Raw genomic sequence first — 17,937 nt, 5'->3', positions numbered from 1 at the left:
GGGTAATTGAATAAAAAAGAGAGGTCTATTATGAAAATAAAAAAAATGTTTATTATTAACTGCATTATATTAATTTCTTTGCTGTTAATTTATAGATTGTTGGAATATATATTAAGGGGAAACAATCTGACTTTTACAAATCCTGTTATATATACATTTGCTTCTATTTTTACTGTTTTGTTATTATCAATTTTAGTACAAATAGTTATTATTCTATTTAATATTGCAAGAAAGAAAACAATAAAATTATCAATACGTATTATATCTGGATTGGGAGTTTTTATGACTACTTTTAGTATAGTTATTTTCTTAATATTGGGGCTTTTCGCATTTGCCTTTTCATATGAACCTGAACATATTGTAGAAAAAAACGGTAAAAAAATGGTTGCATGTGTAAATAGTTTTTTGCAGGTTAACGTGAATTACTATGACTATGTAAATCCTTTAGTAAGGGGTAATAAATTGAAGATTAGTGAGGATTATGGTAACGGTGGATATGACCCTTTCAAGTTAGATGAAACGCCAAAGGCCAAATGGTATACCTACTATGATGATAATGGGAATGTAATTAAATCTAATAGATTAAATTAACGCACAGCATCAATGAGATTCTATATTTATTTACATTCTCTTTAGGGGTTTAATAGAATAATCTTAATATTAGAAAAATTAAATACAAAAGGACAAGAATATACTTGTCCTTTTGTATCTATATGCATTTATCAACAATTATTTAAAACATAGCTCCTAATTAAAGTTTTTTTACAAACTCTGCCTTAACAAAACCTGTTACACCATATTTAGTAGTTATTCTATACCATCCAATATAGTCTGAGTCTACCCAATCTATTCTAAATATTTCTCCTACATTTATAATTGCAACTACTTTTGAATCTGTAGTTCCTTTTTCTCTCACATTTAAAAAAGTACTTACATTATTGGTAGTAGCCATTTGTAACTTTTCTACATAATTAGCATTTACATATCCATTAATATTTTTGTATTCAATATAATACCATCCTAAATAATTAGAGTCTACCCATTTTATTATAAATCTATCTCCTGCAGGTATTTCCCCTACAATACTAGCATCTGATGTTCCCTTAGCTCTTATATTTAAATGAGTTGATACATTTTTAGTAGTAGCATTATCTAACTTAAAATTATTTGTTACATCTAATATTTCCTCTTTAAACTCATCCATATCACAACCACCATCTATACCAGCTACAGTTCCATTATCTGAATATTGGAATCCAATCCAACTATCCCAAATAGCATTATCTTTTGGTGCATCTACACCATATTCAGCTATCCATAATGGATAAGCACCTATCCTTTTATCTAAATTAGAATTAGCAAAACTTGTATAAGTGTAAACAACCACTTCTTTATTTGTTATTTTTCTTACTTCTTCTAAAAATTCTATACACATAGTTGTTAACTCAGTAACTCCTATTCCCTCTGTAGTTTCAATATCTAATGCTAACTTACAATCATAATTAGTAGCACCTATTTCATTTAGATAATTTACAAAATAATTAGCTTGACTCTTAGCATCCTTATTAGCTCTAAAGAAATGATAAAAACCTACTTTTAATCCTTGAGCTTTTGCACCATTATAATTTTGTTTAGCATAAGCATCCTTATAATAATCTCCTTCTGTAGCCTTAATATAAACTACTTTAACTCCATCATTTTTTACACTTTGAAAATCTATATTTCCTTTCCAGTTTGATACATCAATTCCTTTTAAATTATTATTACTTCTACTTTCCATGATTAATTCCCTCTTTCGTTATTTTATTATGTTACATTCTATGATTTTTGTACTTAAATTTACATAAGATACATCATCCTTTCTAAATTTTTATTTTTTAATAATTTAATTTTGAATTTTTGTTTTATTAAATTGTCCTTACGTATTATAAAAAGGATTTAAAATTTAATTTGTAACCCTTCCATATAAAAATTTATTATTTTTATATAATCTTCACACTAAAAAAGACCTAAAAACACCAAAGTGTTTTTAGGTCTAATTCATTTTATTTATATAATTTTTAAATTAAAACTTATTCTAAAAAGTTTTAATTTGCTTCTTCTTTGCTAGCAAATTGGCTATTATAAAGACTTTCGTAGTAACCACCTTGTTTCATTAACTCTTCATGAGTTCCTTGCTCAATTATATTTCCATCATTCATTACTAATATTAAGTCTGCACTTTTTATAGTTGAAAGTCTATGAGCAATAACAAAGCTAGTTCTATTCTTCATTACATTTTTCATTGCTTTTTGAAGTAATAGTTCTAATCTAGTATCAACTGAACTTGTTGCCTCATCTAAAATTAATATCTCTGGATCCTTAAGTATAGCTCTAGCTATAGTTAAAAGCTGTTTTTCTCCTTGAGATATATTAGAAGCCTCTTCATTCAATACCATCTCATATCCACCAGGTAGAGTTTTAATAAAATGATGAACATTAGCTATTTTAGCTGCTTCTATTACTTCTTCCTTAGTAGCACTAAATCTTCCATACTTAATGTTCTCATAAATAGTTCCTTTAAATAACCAAGTATCTTGAAGAACCATACCAAACATACTTCTTAAGTCATTACGCTTCATGTCTTTAATATCAACACCATCTATTTTTATTGATCCACCCTGAATATCATAAAATCTCATTAAAAGATTAATAAGAGTGGTCTTACCTGCTCCAGTTTTTCCAACTATGGCAACCATTTGACCACTTTTTACATCTATATTTAAGTCTTTTATTAATTCTTTATCTTTGTTATATCCAAATTTAACATGTTCAAAAGTTACATTTCCCTTTGGATTTTCAAGTTTTACTGCAGTCTCTGAATCTTTAATCTCTTCCTTCTCATCTAAGAATTCAAATACTCTATTAGCCGCAGCCACCGCTGATTGTATAGCTGAAGATAATTGAGTTACTTGAGATAAAGGCTGATTTATTTGCCAAATATAACGTATGAATGCTTGTAAATTACCTACTGTAATTCCACCTGCTATAGCTGTCATAGATCCTAATATAGCAACCACAGCTATGCCTAAATAAGTTACTAAACTTATTAAAGGTGACATTATACTTGATATAAATTGAGCCTTAAATCCAGTTTGACATAGCTCTTCATTTGCCTCCATAAAGTTTTCTAAAGCATCATCTTCTTTTCCATATAACTTTAATTCATTAAATCCAGTATAAAGCTCTTGTACTCTTCCATTTAAGTTTCCTAAAGCTTTTTGTTGCTTATTAAATAACTTTTGTGATTTTCCTACAATTATCTTAGTTATAATAATACTTGCTGGTATTATTATAGTTGATATTAAAGCTAACTTAAGATTTATAGAGTACATCATTATAAGAGCTAATGATATAGATAAAAAAGCATTTATTACTTGCACAAAACTTTGTTGTAAAGCATTTGCTATAGTATCAACATCATTAGTAATTCTACTTAAAACATCTCCATAACTATTACTATCAAAATATCTTATAGGAAGTCTATTAATTTTATTTTCAACAGCATTTCTAATATCCTTCATTGTATTCTGAATTGCATTTGTTAATAAAAATCCGGCTATAAGTGTTGAACCTGCACTACCTGCATAAACTATAAATAATAAAATCAATACTTTTATAATATAATTGAAATTGACAGATGCTCCTGCAACTCCTCTTATTAACTTTTCACAATCCTCTATTAATTGTGTTATTATCAATCCTTCAGTTCTTGGAGCTAATGCTGTAAAAACAGCCGCTGAAATTATAAATAAAATAGCTCCAAAGAAAGACCATTTATATTTACTAACAAAAGGAGAAATCTTTTTAACTACTAATTTAAATTTATTCATTTGATAACTCCTCCTCTGTAAGTTGTGATGTAGCTATTTCATGATAAATCTCACAAGTCTTTAATAATTCTTTATGAGTTCCCATTCCAACTACTTCACCTTCATTTAATACTACAATTTTATCTGCATCCATTATTGATCCAATTCTTTGAGCAACGATTAATACCACTGCATCTTTTGTCTCTGCTCTAAGTTGTTTTCTTAAGATAGCATCTGTTTTAAAGTCTAAAGCTGAAAAACTATCATCAAAAATATAAATATCTGGTTTTCTAACAATAGCTCTAGCTATAGAAAGTCTTTGCTTCTGACCTCCTGATACATTAGAACCACCCTCTGTTATTGGTTCATCAAACTTATTAGGTTTTTCTGAAATAAACTCATAAGCTTGAGCAATTTTAGCTGAATGTTCTATATCTTTAGTATTAGCATTTTTCTTACCAAATTTTATATTACTTGCTATGCTTCCAGTAAATAATAGGGTTTTTTGAGGAATAAATCCTATCTTTTTACGTAAGTATTTTAAATCATAATCTCTTACATCTACCCCATCTATTTTTATAGAACCCTCAGTAACATCATAAAATCTTGGTATTAGATTTATTAATGTACTTTTACCACTTCCTGTACTTCCAATAAAGGCAATAACTTGTCCTTTTTCTCCTTTGAAAGATACATTTTTAATAACTGGCTCCTCCCCATTTGGATAAGTAAATGATACATTATTAAATTCTATTGAGCCTTCATTATTAGTCTCTTTTATTCCATTCTCAGGATTTTTTATTATTGGCGTTTCACTAAGTACTTCTCTAATTCTATTAGCAGAAACTTGAGCCTTAGGATACATAACGAAAACCATTGAGAATAGCATTATTGAAAACATTGCATGGAATAAATATTCAATAAATGCAACTAATTGACCTACTTGAAGAGTCCCAACATTTATCATATTACTAGATATCCAGAATATAGCTATAATCGCTATATTAAGTAAGAAGAAGAAAAGTGGTTGAGAAATTAACATAAGTTTGTTTAATTTTTTAGCTATACCTGTGTAGTCCTCATTAGTTTCCTCAAACCTTTTACTTTCATATTTCTCATTACAGAAAGCTCTTATTACTCTTATACCAGTTAAGTTTTCTCTAGATATTCTATTTAGTTTATCTAAAGTTTTTTGTAACTTTTCAGATAATGGTTCTGAAGTTTTGGCTATTATAATAACGCCTAAAATTATTATAGGAATTACTATAGCTAGTACAATTGATAATGAAAGACTTGTTTTAAGAATCATTATTAAACTTATAGTAAACATTACTGGAGTTATTAATGCTATTCTTAGAAGTGTATTTGTAAATTGTAAAATAACAAATGGATCGTTTGTAGTTCTTGTAATCATAGAAGAAACTCCAAACTTATCATATTCTGTGTGAGAAAATTCCTGTGCTTTTTTAAATATATCATTTCTAATATCTCTAGTTATTCCAGTTGAAATTTTAGAAGAACAATATCCTAATAGTATTGTTCCAAGCACACCTACTATAGAAATAGCTACCATAACTAATCCCATTTTTTTAATGTAACTAATATCGTTATTTATTATTCCAGTATCTATGACCTTTGCCATAACAGTTGGAATCCCAAGTTCTACCAAAGCAAAACCAAATACCGATATAACATTTAAGATAAGAATTAATTTGTAGTTTTTTAGATATTTTAGTATTAGTTTCATTGCTATATCTACCTTCCTTTCCTAAATTTTTATAATTTGAAGATGACTTTGTATCAAAATAAATATAAATAAATTTTTATACAAACTCACCTTATTTTTAAATCTTTAAATAAAAATTATGCAAATTTTAACACAACTGAAGATAAAAATCCACAATCAGTACAGCTAAAAAAAAGCTTCAAATACGTATTTAAACACTATTTTTCTTATTTAATATTTAAAATTCTTCGACTTTAAAAAGCTATTCGTATATTTTTAATATAGTCCTAAGACTTTATATTATCATAAATTTTTAATTATTGATATTGATTTTCTTTATCTAAAATGAAAATTTATTTCTTTTTTAAGTTAGTCAATTTAATTATAGCTTAATCTTAATACTATATAATATATTTAACTAAAAATAAACTATACAAAAATAGATCACGATAAAAGTTCACACCTATTACAGATGATTACCTTTTTATCGTGATCTATTAAATCAATCTAATAATTATATTAGATTATTATTTAATAAATAATAGTCTAATTTTATATCTAAGTTTTACAGAATTATATAATACCGTATTCTTTTAATAATTTTTCTATCTCAGTTCCTGATATTTGTTTCATAATCTTCCTCTTTGTTAAAGGTGGCAAATCAAGTTTTGGTTTTTCACCATCTAATAAACATACTCCAGCATTTAATAAATAACGAATGTCATATCTTGATGCATATACTTCTGGTACACCTTTTTCAACGCCAGTTAATACATACACTGCTTCCATAGCTGTACGTCCTGAATATTCAATAGTAAATACTGTATCTCTTCCAGGATCATCTAATGTTTCTGCAAATTGTCCAAGGAAGGCAAAGTTAACTGCATTCTTAGGAACAACATAAGGTCTATCACCAAATTCACGAGGCATAAATTGTGCAGTTATAAATGGCATCATTACTGGAATTGCTGTACAAGACTCGGCAAGTTCTTCAATCTCATCAACTGGAACTCCTATATGGAATAACCATTCCTTTGTAATTTCCTTACCAGTACAATCTCTCATAGGCTTCTTAATATAATCACCATCAACATCAGAGAATAATCCATATACCCAAACAACTACATCTTTTTCTGGTTGACCATAATATTGTCCTTGACGATTTATAGTCCAACTCATTAACCATGAAGAATCCACGGCTGTAACTATACCTCCTGTTACAGTCTTTCCTCCATATGGTGAACGTTTTGTTATTTTTTCAATATACTTTGGTACACGTTCATCATGACAAGTTACTGTACAAGATTCCCAATTTGATTTTTCAGTATCAGTACAGAATTTATCTGGTTTTCCAAATTCATCTGATTGTTTAGCTATGTTTCTCCATAATTCCCAGCATCCTTGAGGTTCTTTGTTAAATGGTGCTGGAGTATTATCATCTCCATATCCTGATCCTTCTGTAATAGACCCATTAGTTATAAATACTAAATCATTTTCTGTTAAATCAACAGAAATATCTTTTCCATTTTTATCTTTAGCAACTATTCTCTTAGCCACTTTTTTATCATCGCTTATATCAAATTCTACATTTTCAACATGTACTCCATATTCAAACTTAGCTCCATTTTCTTGTAAAAATTTTACCATAGGTTTTACAAAGGATGTATATTGATCATGTTTTGAAAATTGTAATGCTGAAAGTGTTGGTAATCCACCAACATGGTGTATAAATCTATTCATATATAATTTCATTTCTAAAGCACTATGCCAGTTTTCAAAAGCAAACATAGTTCTCCATAATGTCCAAAAATCTGTGTTTAAAAGATCTTCTGAGAATATTTCATCAATTGCCTTATCTTGAAGTTCTTCATCTGGTATAAGAACAAATTCTGCTAACTCCTTAGCTAAATCTTGTCCAAGATTAAATTTAGCATCATCATATCTTTCTCCATTTTTATGAGTTATACGACAATTACTATAGTTTGGATCATCATAATTGGTGTAGAAGAAATAATCTAATACAGTCATATTGGGATCCTCAGTAGCTGGAAGTGAACTAAATAAATCCCATAAAACTTCAAAGTGATGTCCCATTTCACGTCCACCACGAGCCACATAACCTAGATTTTGAAGAACCTCTCCATCTAAAGAGCCTCCTGGAAGATCTAATTGTTCGAAAAATGTTATTTTACTACCATCCATATGTGCATCTCTAATTAAAAAACATCCTGCTGCCAATGCTCCTATTCCAGTACCAATCAGATATGCACTTTTATCTTCAATTCCTTTAGGTTTTCTAGCGTGTACTAATGAATGATAATTTCCATTTGTTAAAGTAAGCCTCTCATCATGTGTTTTAAGTTTCATAAAATCCCCTTCTTTCCCAAAACTAGATATAATTTTCTAAAACACTTTTATATTTAAAACCTAATACTTATTAATTAATTATAAACTTCTAAATATAAGAGTTTTATTAAGTTATTTAAGTTTTAGAACTAACTTTAAGTTCTTTAAATCTATAATATAACCTTTTTCCAAATATTTCATTAGATAAATAGGCTAAGTGTTCAAAATTCAAACACTCATATATATTTGTCTAAAAATTAGGCATTTCTTCTTTATTGCCTAAATTTTTTAGTATGTTATATCTAGTAGAAAGTAAGTGCTTTTAAGCTTAATTATTAATGTATTTAATAAGTAACTCTTTAGTTTTCTATCATTATTTTTGCTCAATCTTATTAAACTTTTCACTGCGTTCAAGTGATAATTTTATATTTCCATCAAATAATTTACCTATTCTTCTTATAATTGCATCAGGATCTTCCTTCATTCCAGAAGAAATCCATTGAATCACCATTTCTGTAAGTGCACATTGATAAAATGTTGCTATTAATTTCATATCATATTCAGAAGCATTAATACCACAGCCTATCTTCTTCACATATCTATTCATCATATTTCCTGAAACATTATAAATATAATTAACTAATTCCTCTCTTTGCATTGAATTATATACATGGTAAATTACCTTCTTATTTCCTAATGCAAATCTTGTTGCTAACATAAAACTTTCTTCCCAGGACATAGTGTCATTATATTCATCTATAATAGTTTGAAGTTCTGTTTGAAATAATTCAGATAGAAGTTCATAAATATCTGAATAATAATAGTAGAAAGTATTTCGGTTAATTCCACAAGCTAATGCTATATCTTTTACTGTAATCTTATTTAGTGGTCTCTCATTTAATAATTTTATAAATATACTACGAATCATTTTTTTAGTATATTGCTGAGCCAAAAGAATCTCCCCCTTATAATTTCTATTACTAAATTATACCACTCATTTTATGAATTTTTATACTTACCTTTTTACTTAAATAAAATAGGAATCTATCTAAAGCTCAATACTTAAGATAAATTCCTTTTTTTTTTTTTTAGGTCCTATTTTAACATATTATAAATGGTCCTACTTCTGTATAAACTATTTCAAGCTTACGCCCATATATGTCTTCCATTATTCTTATAAATTTTTTTTCATAATCTTTCTCGCTGCAATCTATTGAATCTACTATTTTGTTATTACTTAAAATTATTATTCTATCTCCATACCTTAATGCTAGGTTAATATCATGTAATGTAACCAAGGTAATTAAATTCTTTTCTTTTATTAAAGGCTTAATAAAACTAAAAAAATCATGTTGTTTTACATAGTCTAAAAATGTATTTGGCTCATCTAAAAGTAAAATGCTACACTTTTGAATTAATATTCTTCCTAAATAAACCAATCTTCGCTCTCCACCACTCAGCTCTCCTATAAACTTATTTTTTAAATAAGATATATTTAATTCATTTAAAATATCATCTACAAGTTTATAATGTTCCTTATTAGGCATTTCAAACATTCCTAGATATGGAGTTATGCCCATTAAAATTATATCCTCTACGCTATAATTTTGATTTGTATGAATATGCTGTGGAATATATGATATTAATTTACCTCTTTCCTTATCTGAAAGGTCTATTAAATCAATATCTCCATATTTTATCTCTCCATTATCTATAGGATTTAAGCTAGCTATTGATTTAAGCAATGTGGTTTTCCCAGCTCCATTTAATCCTAAAAGCACCGTAAATTCTCCAGGGTTAATCTCAATATCTACTCCATTAAGCACTATTTTCTCTCCATATGAGACATTTAAGTTTCTTATTTCTAATGATTTGTTCATCTCATAACAGCTCCTTTTTTATTAAGAAGATATACAAGGAAAGGGGCACCAAATAATGAAGTTAATATACTTATAGGTATTTCTGTTGTAGTAATACTTCTAGCTACTGTATCTGCAATTAATAAGATGATAGCCCCAACAACCATTGTTAATGGAATAATCTTTGATATATCATCTCTAGCAAATGATTTAACTATGTGTGGTGCAAGTATCCCTATCCAACTTATAAGGCCAGCAACTGATACCACAGACGATACTAAAAGAGTTGCTGAAAATATTGCTATTGTCCTTACATGCTTAACATTTATCCCTAAAAGTTTAGCTTGGTCATCTCCCATGGTTAAAACTTTTAATTTCCATCTAAACAATAACAAAACAATTGTTGATATGAAAACTAAAACCAAAACATTTATAACGCTTTTCCAATCACTATTATAAAAACCTCCCATAAGCCAAAAATCTATGGCAGGTAATTCCTTATATGGATCTGCAAAGTACTTTATTATCATAATAAATGATGAAGTCAATGCTCCAGTTACTATACCTGATATAATAAGTGCTAATACCCTATTACTTCTCATCTTTTTAGATAAAATCAATGAAAATATAACTGAACATATACCAAATAAAAAAGATAATCCTTGTATCATAAATGGTGATGCTGATAAAAATACTATTCCTATAGCTGCACCAAGTGAACATCCTGAGCTTACCCCTAGTACATCTGGTGATATTAATGGATTTTGAAATATACTCTGAAAAACCATGCCTGATAGTGCTAGAGCTGCTCCACTAATTATTACTAATAATACTCTTGGCAATCTTATATTTATTAATAAATTAACTTCTTGTCCATTAATTGCATTTCCAAATAAGATATTAAGTATTTCACTTATTTTTAGTCCATATCTTCCTATACATAATGATACTAAAGCTAGGATCACTAAAATAAATACATATGGCAAGATAGAATATTTTTTAATCATAATCCGATTTCCCCATCAGTAACTTCTAAATTATAAAATCTTTTATAAAATTCCTTAGCATCCTTTTTAAAATCATCAGTACTATACTTTTCAGGATGAAGATTATTTACTATCCAAAGCATACCTAATATAGATGAAGGTGTTGGGTAATCCCAAGGTTCCAGTGTTGATGGGAATAAATATACCTTTTTATTTTCAATTGCATTTACGCCAGTTAATTTACTATCAGCTAAAACATCATCAACAGTATAGTTTGCATAACCCACTACATAAATAACATCAGGATTATAGTCTATTAACTGCTCAACTGATATATTTGTCCAATATCCATCATCAATATTTCCGGTAACATTTTTTCCACCTGCTGTATCAATCATGTAGTTTTGATACATTTTAGATGTACAAGTCTTAAGTATGCTATCACTTCCTGATAAGTACACTGTTGGCTTATTTTCTATACCTTTTGTCATATCTTTAACCTTATTTATAGTATCATCATAATATTTTAAAAGTTCTTTTGCTCTTTCCTCTGAGCCTGAAATTTTCCCTAAAAGTTCTACACAATTATTGAATCCTTCTAATGTTTCTGGCTCTATTGCTATAACTGGTATATTTAACTTTTCAAACTGTGGAATAAAATTCTTAAGTCTAGTAGGAATAATTACTACATCAGGATTTAGCTTCATACATTCTTCCACATTTATTTCTTTTCCTGTTCCAACTGCTGGCAAATCTAAAAACTCTTTAGCTACCTTTTTATACATTTCTCTGTTCTTTGCTTTCGCTTCTATTCCAACAACTTTATCTTTAACATCTAAACTAATTAATATTGAGGTTGATATATAATAACTTGATATTATTCTATTTACATCTTTTTTAACTTCAACCTTTCTACCAAGTTGATCTTCAACAGTAATTGTTTTATTATCTGATTTCTTAACTTTAGCCTCACTAGAACATCCTATGAAAAATGTCATACTCATCATAACTAAAAGCATTATAGCAGTTAACTTTTTAATCCCCTTCATACTTAATCATTCCCCTTTAATCTATGTAATTTTATATAATTTTCTATATCATCTTGTATTATTTTTCTATCATCATAACTTATGTCTTCTATATTTATAATTAATGTATCAGTCCTAAGTTTTATGTAGTTTAGAAACTCACTATTTTTATCTTTTAAAACACCTAAACAAAATTTTTCACTATCTAAACACTTTTTTATTTCTGATTTAAATTTTTCCGAATCATCTTCTAAAAATCCAATTTCATCTAATAATATAATCTTACAGTCTTTTTGCTTTCTACTATTCTTTAATATTAAATATCCAAGTGTATCAAAGGTTTCTGTAACCCTTATACATCTATTATTGCTAATTTTTATTGATATTGGGCTGTATAAACATCCCTTCTCTACTTCATCTATATAACCATGCAAATAATATCCTTGCATATATCCATTTATATAATAAGGAAGAGTTCTATATCCAGTGTACTCAATCCCCATATGATCTAATATTTTATTTATAAGTGTGCTTTTTCCACAATTTCTTTTACCAGTTAAAAGAATATTTTTATATTGCATATAAGCCCCCTTTACCCCCTTAACCTATATTAAGTAGGAAGTTCTATAAAACTCCCTACTTAGTATAAATTCTTATTTAATCTTATAATTTAGCGATTACTTCAATTTCTATTGGTGCATCCATTGGAAGCTTAGCTACTTGTACACAACTTCTTGCTGGTGGATTTTCATTGAAGTATGTTCCATATACTTCATTAACTGCAGCAAAATCATTTAAATCTTTTACAAAAACTGTTGTTTTAAATACTTTATCAATTGATGCTCCTGCATTCTCTAATATTGCTTTGCAGTTTTCTAAACTTTGTCTAGTTGCAGCCTTTATTTCAGTTTCTAAAACTTTAGTTTCTGGGTTTAATGGTAATTGACCTGAAGTATATATTAGATCTCCTACTATTACTCCTTGTGAATATGGTCCTATAGCAGCTGGTGCATGTTCTGTGTTAATTATTTTTTTCATTTTAATTCCTTCTTTCTATTTTTTTGATTTTTTATAAAATGTATTTTTAAGTGGAAGTTCAGTTCTGAACTCACCATCTAATTTGTAATATGCTCCCTGTGCAGCTGGTGCTGTTGGGATACAAGTTATTTCCCCAACTCCCTTAGCTCCAAAGGATAATTCTTGAGTATTTTTTTCTATTATGATAGGTTGTATTTCTGGAACCTGAGTTGCTCTTAGAAGACCAAGTGTACCAAATTTAACTTTTGGTACTGAATTCTCTATAGGATAATCTTCTGTTAGGCCATATCCAAGTCCCATGACTACGCCACCTTCAATTTGTCCTTCTACATTTTTAGGGTTTATTGCTTTACCCACATCATGTGCTGCAACTACCTTAGTAACCTTTCCTTGATCATCTAAAATAACTACCTGTGTTGCAAAGCCATAAGCAACGTGACTTACTGGGTTTTCCTTTTTACTACCCATCTTGTCAGTAACACCTAAATATTCGCCATAGAACTCCTCGCCTTCTAATTCTTCTAATGACTTTTCTTTTAAAGCATCTCTAAGCTTCATAGCGGCGATTTTTGTTGCTTCTCCTGTAAATACAGTTTGTCTTGAAGCCGTTGTAGTCCCTGAATTCGGAGTAATTCTTGTATCTGGTGATTCATATACTATTTCTGATGCTGGTATTCCCAAAACTTGTCCAACAATCTGAACAACCACTGTTCCAAGACCTTGTCCAATACATGCGGCAGAAGTTCTTATATGAACTTTTCCATCAATAACCTTAACCTTACATCTTCCTGTATCAGGTATTCCTACTCCAACACCTGCATTTTTAAAGCACATGCTATTCCTGCTCTATCTTTATTAGCATAGTAAACATCTCTTACTGCCTCCAAGGTTTCAACCAATGCTGTTCCTTCATCTGCTATTTGTCCATTTGGTAATACTTCTCCTGGTTTTATTGCATTTCTTCTTCTTATTTCAAAAGGATCTATTCCAACCATCTCAGCAAGTTTATTTAGATTACATTCTGTTGCGAAGGCTGATTGAGTAACACCGAATCCTCTAAATGCACCACCCGGCGTATTATTGGTATAAAGTGCCTTACCGTCAATATCCATATTTTGATAGTTATATGGCCCTGCCGCATGAGTACATGCTCTTTGAAGAACTGGTCCTCCAAGTGATGCATAAGCCCCTGTATCTGCAAGTATTACAGCTTTCATGGCAGTTAATATTCCATTCTCATCACAAGCTGTTGTAAATTCCATATCCATGGCATGTCTTTTTGTATCTACTATAATACTTTCTTGTCTTGGAAGAACCATCTTAACAGGTCTTTTAATAAGATAAGCAAGTAATGCTGCATGGTGTTGGCAACTCATATCTTCTTTTCCTCCAAAGCCACCACCAACATATTTAGAAATTATTCTAACTTTGCTATCATCAAGCCCTAAAAGTGATTCTATCTCACGAAGATCATCATATACACTTTGTGTTCCTGTATAAACTATTATTCCATCACCATCTGGAACAGCAACAGCACACTCTGGCTCTAAAAATGCATGTTCTGTAAATGGAACTTTATAATTGTATGTAACAACATACTTAGAATTCTTTATAGCTTCATCAGCGTTACCTCTAACTAGATGCTCATGAGTTAATATATTTCCTTTCTCATGTATTTTAGGAGCATCCTCTGCTAGAGCTTCCTGTGGAGAAGTTACTGGCTTTAATTCTTCATACTCAACTTTTATGTGTTTTAAAGCTTCTCTAGCTATCTCTTCAGTTTCTGCTGCAACTAAAGCTAATGCATCACCAAGATATCTTGTTTCCTCACCAACTTTTATCAAAGCAGGAGTATCCTTTTGTATGTGGCCTAAATATCTCTCTCCTGGAATATCTTCCGCAGTAACAACCTTAACTACACCATCAATTTTCTCAGCTTCACTAATATCCATGCTTTTTACTAATGCTCTAGGATACTTACTTCTAAGTGCAACTCCATGTAACATTCCATCTATTCTTATATCATCAGTGTATTCAGCTATTCCCAATGTCTTATCTCTAGCATCTACTCTGCCCATTCTTTCTCCAACAAGACCTTTACAAACAACCTTTGGAACTTCCTTATTTTCTCTGAAAATTTCAGCTGCCATCATAATAGCTTTTTCTATTTTTACATAGCCTGTACATCTACATATATTTCCTATTAAGGCTTTTTTAACTTCTTCCCCTGTTGGATTCAAAGTTCTATTAAAAAGTGCTTTTGCACTAATTACCATACCAGGTATGCAAAATCCACACTGAACTGCTCCTGCTTCAGTAAATGCATATGCAAAAACATCTCTTTCTCTTTCTGTGAAACCTTCTATAGTTAATATTTCTTTTCCATTAACTTTTTCAGTTGTTAATATGCATGCTTTTACTGCTTTACCATCAACAATAACCATGCATGTTCCACAGGCTCCCTCTGAGCAACCATTTTTAACTGATGTTATATTACAATCTTCTCTTAAATATTTAAGAAGCTTTTTATTTTCTTCTACTAATCTTTTTTCACCGTTAAGAATAAATTCAAACATATATTATCTCCCCTCATAACTCCATTTCTTTCTTGAGATATATTGGCCAGTTGGCTCTTTTCCTATGAATTTTCCATCCTTAACCAATTCCTTACCTCTTAAAAACACCCTTTTTATTTTTCCATTGCTTTTAAATCCTTCATAAGGAGTGTAATCAACTTCTTGTATGCTATCTTTATGGCTTATAACACCATCATAACCACCTTCTATTATTAATAAGTCGGCGTCACTGCCTTCTTTAATCTCACCTTTTTTAGGATACAATCCAAATATTTTAGCTGGGTTAGTTGATGTTAATTGAACCATTTCATTTAAAGACATTTTCTTATCTTCTACTCCATAACTAAAAATCAATTCCATTCTATGTTCAACACTAGGTATCCCATTAGGTATTTTAGAAAAATCAACCTTTGCATTTTTTCTTTTATCTTCATAATTAAATGAGCAATGATCTGTTGCAATTGTATCTATTTCTCCTAGTTTTATACCTCTCCATAATGCCTTATTATCTTCTTTACTTCTAAGAGGTGGAGACATAACGTATTTAGCTCCCTCTAACCCCTCATCTTTTTCTAATTCATAATAAGATTTATCTAACAGAAGATAGTGAGGACATGTTTCCACAAATATCTTAACCCCTTCTTGTCTAGCCTTTCTTACAGCATCTAGTGACATTTTAGAACTTAGATGTACTATATATATTGGGTAATTAATTTTGGTAGCTATTTTTATCAAAGTATTTACTGCTTCATATTCAACCTCTGAGGATCTTGAGGTTTCATGATACTTCACATCGGACTTGTTTTCTTTTAATAAATCATTTATATTTTTTATAATTTCATCACCATTTTCGCAATGGAATGAAATAAGAGCTCCAAGTTCTTTTGCCTTTCTTAATGCTTGTTCTATCTCTTCTTCATTCACCTGAAGAGTATCTTTATATGCCATATACATTTTAAAAGAAGTTATTCCTTGCTTTACCATATCCTCCATTTCAGATTCAACATCTTTATTCCATTCACATAAAGTCATATGGAATCCATAATCTGAATAACAGCTATCCTTTGTTTTTTCTTTGTAAACCTCTAAGGCACTACTTAGTTTTTCTCCCCTATGACAATTTACAAAATCTATAATAGTTGTAGTTCCCCCAGCTATTGCTGCCTTTGTACCACTATTAAAATCATCAGATGTTTTTATATTAGGTAGTTCTAAATCAAAATGAGTATGGGCATCAATCCCACCTGGAAGTATATAGCTTCCTTTTAAATCTATTATTTCATCTCCATCCTTTTCCAAAGATAACCCTATAGATTCAATTTTTTCTCCATCAATTCTTAAATCATTTCTTATTATTTCTTTACTTGTTACTATATAAGCTCCCTTTAGCACTGTTCCCATAACTCATTCTCCTTTTTAACTATTTATATTGAATTGATAATGCATGTTTTGGACATCTTGTTACACATAATCCACATCCAAAACATTTTTCCTTGTCTATTACAAGTTCTTCTCCAACTTCAATTGCGTCATATACACAACTTACTTTACATTGTCCACATTTGATACAAGCATCTTGATTAACCTCTGGAGCAATAGCTTCAGTTTTAAATCTTCTATCTTCCATTTTCTTATGAGCTAAGCCTATTATCTCATTAACATCTTTGTATCCATGGCTATCTAAGAACTCATCTAATTCCTTAGCAATTTTTCCATATACTCCAGGTCCTTTTAAAATAGCCTCAGTACAAACTTCAACGGCTGTAGCTCCTGCCATTAACATTTCGGCAGCGTCTCTTCCACAAGTTACTCCTCCAACTCCTATTATTGGAATATTAACTGCTTGTGCTGCATCATATATATTTCTTATAGCAACTGGTCTTACTGGTGCTCCTGATAACCATCCATATCCTGTTTTACTTCCCATTATTGGATAACCTGATTCAACGTCTATTGCCATACATGGTCCTAGAGAGTTAATCATTACAAGTCCATCTGCTCCAGCCTCTTCTAAAGCCTTTGCTATTTTTTGAATATCTGTATGTGGACTCATTTTCATGAATACTGGACAATCTAAAGCTTCCTTAGCAGCTTTCATAGCTTCTACTATTGGAGTTACATCAGTACCAACATAATGCGTTGATAATTCAACTGCATCAGCATAAGGCTTTACAAGTGGTGCAACTTCTCTGATTTGATCTGCTGAGTATCCCATACTTACTATCATAGGTACACCAGCTGATTTAGCTTTTTTATACTCTTCTTTTATCCATTGTTCCTTTGGTAATTCTGACCAAAGTTCTGTATTTAAAAATCCTGAATTTGTTTTTCCCATGCATGGTCTTGGTACTGGAGCTGGATCTACTGAAATAGTTTTTGTAACTAAACCACCAGCCCCTCCCTTTACTGCTTCTATGCAAAGATCTCCATCTTTTGCTCCTGGACCTGCTGCCGTAAATATTGGATTATTAAATTTCATCCCTAAAATGTTAACGTTTAATTTTGACATAACAAACACTCTCCTCTA

13 protein-coding genes and 1 pseudogene are annotated in these 17,937 nt (G+C 29.9%); 1 reads left to right on the top strand and 13 read right to left on the bottom strand.

All coding sequences use genetic code 11. The annotated features are described in order from the left end of the window. The first annotated feature begins 30 nt into the window (after window positions 1-30). Window positions 31-591 carry a hypothetical protein gene (locus AC2JAQ_RS01680; protein ID WP_488457599.1) on the top strand — a complete coding sequence of 187 codons (561 nt, stop codon included), beginning with the start codon at window positions 31-33 and terminating at the stop codon, window positions 589-591. 160 nt (window positions 592-751) lie between these two features. Here AC2JAQ_RS01680 and AC2JAQ_RS01675 read toward each other — a convergent pair whose 3' ends face one another. From AC2JAQ_RS01675 to AC2JAQ_RS01615, 13 genes and pseudogenes are all read right to left on the bottom strand, one after another. Beyond that, entirely contained in the window at window positions 752-1,780 is a 1,029-nt protein-coding gene (locus AC2JAQ_RS01675) for a GH25 family lysozyme (protein ID WP_488457598.1), read from the bottom strand. 307 nt (window positions 1,781-2,087) lie between these two features. Then, a complete protein-coding gene (locus tag AC2JAQ_RS01670; protein ID WP_488457597.1) occupies window positions 2,088-3,872 on the bottom strand; it encodes an ABC transporter ATP-binding protein in 1,785 nt (594 codons plus the stop codon). Next, the gene (locus AC2JAQ_RS01665; protein ID WP_488457596.1) at window positions 3,865-5,598 is read right to left on the bottom strand and encodes an ABC transporter ATP-binding protein; all 1,734 of its coding nucleotides are present in this window, start codon (window positions 5,596-5,598) and stop codon (window positions 3,865-3,867) included. Before AC2JAQ_RS01665 ends, AC2JAQ_RS01670 begins: the two co-directional genes overlap by 8 nt. Window positions 5,599-6,150: 552 nt before the next feature. Next, complete coding sequence (locus tag AC2JAQ_RS01660) at window positions 6,151-7,944, bottom strand: oleate hydratase (RefSeq protein WP_488457595.1); 1,794 nt, start codon at window positions 7,942-7,944, stop codon at window positions 6,151-6,153. Between the two features lie 352 nt (window positions 7,945-8,296). Continuing rightward, a complete protein-coding gene (locus AC2JAQ_RS01655) occupies window positions 8,297-8,875 on the bottom strand; it encodes a TetR/AcrR family transcriptional regulator (RefSeq protein ID WP_488457594.1) in 579 nt (192 codons plus the stop codon). A gap of 148 nt (window positions 8,876-9,023) precedes the next feature. Further along, window positions 9,024-9,803, bottom strand: coding sequence for an ABC transporter ATP-binding protein (locus AC2JAQ_RS01650; protein ID WP_488457593.1), 780 nt, complete (start codon window positions 9,801-9,803; stop codon window positions 9,024-9,026). Further along, window positions 9,800-10,789: a FecCD family ABC transporter permease gene (locus AC2JAQ_RS01645; RefSeq protein ID WP_488457592.1), complete on the bottom strand. Its 990-nt coding sequence runs from the start codon at window positions 10,787-10,789 to the stop codon at window positions 9,800-9,802. Before AC2JAQ_RS01645 ends, AC2JAQ_RS01650 begins: the two co-directional genes overlap by 4 nt. After that, window positions 10,786-11,817, bottom strand: coding sequence for an ABC transporter substrate-binding protein (locus AC2JAQ_RS01640; RefSeq protein ID WP_488457591.1), 1,032 nt, complete (start codon window positions 11,815-11,817; stop codon window positions 10,786-10,788). The genes AC2JAQ_RS01645 and AC2JAQ_RS01640 overlap by 4 nt, the downstream gene beginning before the upstream one ends. Window positions 11,818-11,819: 2 nt before the next feature. Then, on the bottom strand, window positions 11,820-12,377 hold the full coding sequence (locus tag AC2JAQ_RS01635) for a nucleoside-triphosphatase (RefSeq protein WP_488457590.1): 558 nt from the start codon (window positions 12,375-12,377) through the stop codon (window positions 11,820-11,822). Window positions 12,378-12,459: 82 nt separating this feature from the next. After that, complete coding sequence (locus AC2JAQ_RS01630) at window positions 12,460-12,834, bottom strand: RidA family protein (protein WP_423238094.1); 375 nt, start codon at window positions 12,832-12,834, stop codon at window positions 12,460-12,462. 15 nt (window positions 12,835-12,849) lie between these two features. Then, window positions 12,850-15,410: pseudogene (gene xdh, locus AC2JAQ_RS01625) on the bottom strand (selenium-dependent xanthine dehydrogenase). A 3-nt stretch (window positions 15,411-15,413) separates the two neighbouring features. Next, window positions 15,414-16,811 carry a dihydropyrimidinase gene (gene hydA, locus AC2JAQ_RS01620; RefSeq protein ID WP_488457589.1) on the bottom strand — a complete coding sequence of 466 codons (1,398 nt, stop codon included), beginning with the start codon at window positions 16,809-16,811 and terminating at the stop codon, window positions 15,414-15,416. 19 nt (window positions 16,812-16,830) lie between these two features. Then, window positions 16,831-17,919, bottom strand: a complete 1,089-nt coding sequence (locus tag AC2JAQ_RS01615; protein WP_488457588.1) for a 4Fe-4S binding protein — start codon at window positions 17,917-17,919, stop codon at window positions 16,831-16,833. Window positions 17,920-17,937: the final 18 nt, after the last annotated feature.

Source organism: Clostridium sp. LIBA-8553 (assembly GCF_057782465.1).
This window is presented reverse-complemented; position numbering and strand designations above follow the sequence as displayed.

Coding starts and splice junctions, on each gene's coding strand:
- AC2JAQ_RS01680 (WP_488457599.1), top strand. CDS start 31: ATGAAAATAAAAAAAATGTTTATTATTAACTGCATTATATTAATTTCT.
- AC2JAQ_RS01675 (WP_488457598.1), bottom strand. CDS start 1,780: ATGGAAAGTAGAAGTAATAATAATTTAAAAGGAATTGATGTATCAAAC.
- AC2JAQ_RS01670 (WP_488457597.1), bottom strand. CDS start 3,872: ATGAATAAATTTAAATTAGTAGTTAAAAAGATTTCTCCTTTTGTTAGT.
- AC2JAQ_RS01665 (WP_488457596.1), bottom strand. CDS start 5,598: ATGAAACTAATACTAAAATATCTAAAAAACTACAAATTAATTCTTATC.
- AC2JAQ_RS01660 (WP_488457595.1), bottom strand. CDS start 7,944: ATGAAACTTAAAACACATGATGAGAGGCTTACTTTAACAAATGGAAAT.
- AC2JAQ_RS01650 (WP_488457593.1), bottom strand. CDS start 9,803: ATGAACAAATCATTAGAAATAAGAAACTTAAATGTCTCATATGGAGAG.
- AC2JAQ_RS01645 (WP_488457592.1), bottom strand. CDS start 10,789: ATGATTAAAAAATATTCTATCTTGCCATATGTATTTATTTTAGTGATC.
- AC2JAQ_RS01640 (WP_488457591.1), bottom strand. CDS start 11,817: ATGAAGGGGATTAAAAAGTTAACTGCTATAATGCTTTTAGTTATGATG.
- AC2JAQ_RS01635 (WP_488457590.1), bottom strand. CDS start 12,377: ATGCAATATAAAAATATTCTTTTAACTGGTAAAAGAAATTGTGGAAAA.
- AC2JAQ_RS01630 (WP_423238094.1), bottom strand. CDS start 12,834: ATGAAAAAAATAATTAACACAGAACATGCACCAGCTGCTATAGGACCA.
- hydA (WP_488457589.1), bottom strand. CDS start 16,811: ATGGGAACAGTGCTAAAGGGAGCTTATATAGTAACAAGTAAAGAAATA.
- AC2JAQ_RS01615 (WP_488457588.1), bottom strand. CDS start 17,919: ATGTCAAAATTAAACGTTAACATTTTAGGGATGAAATTTAATAATCCA.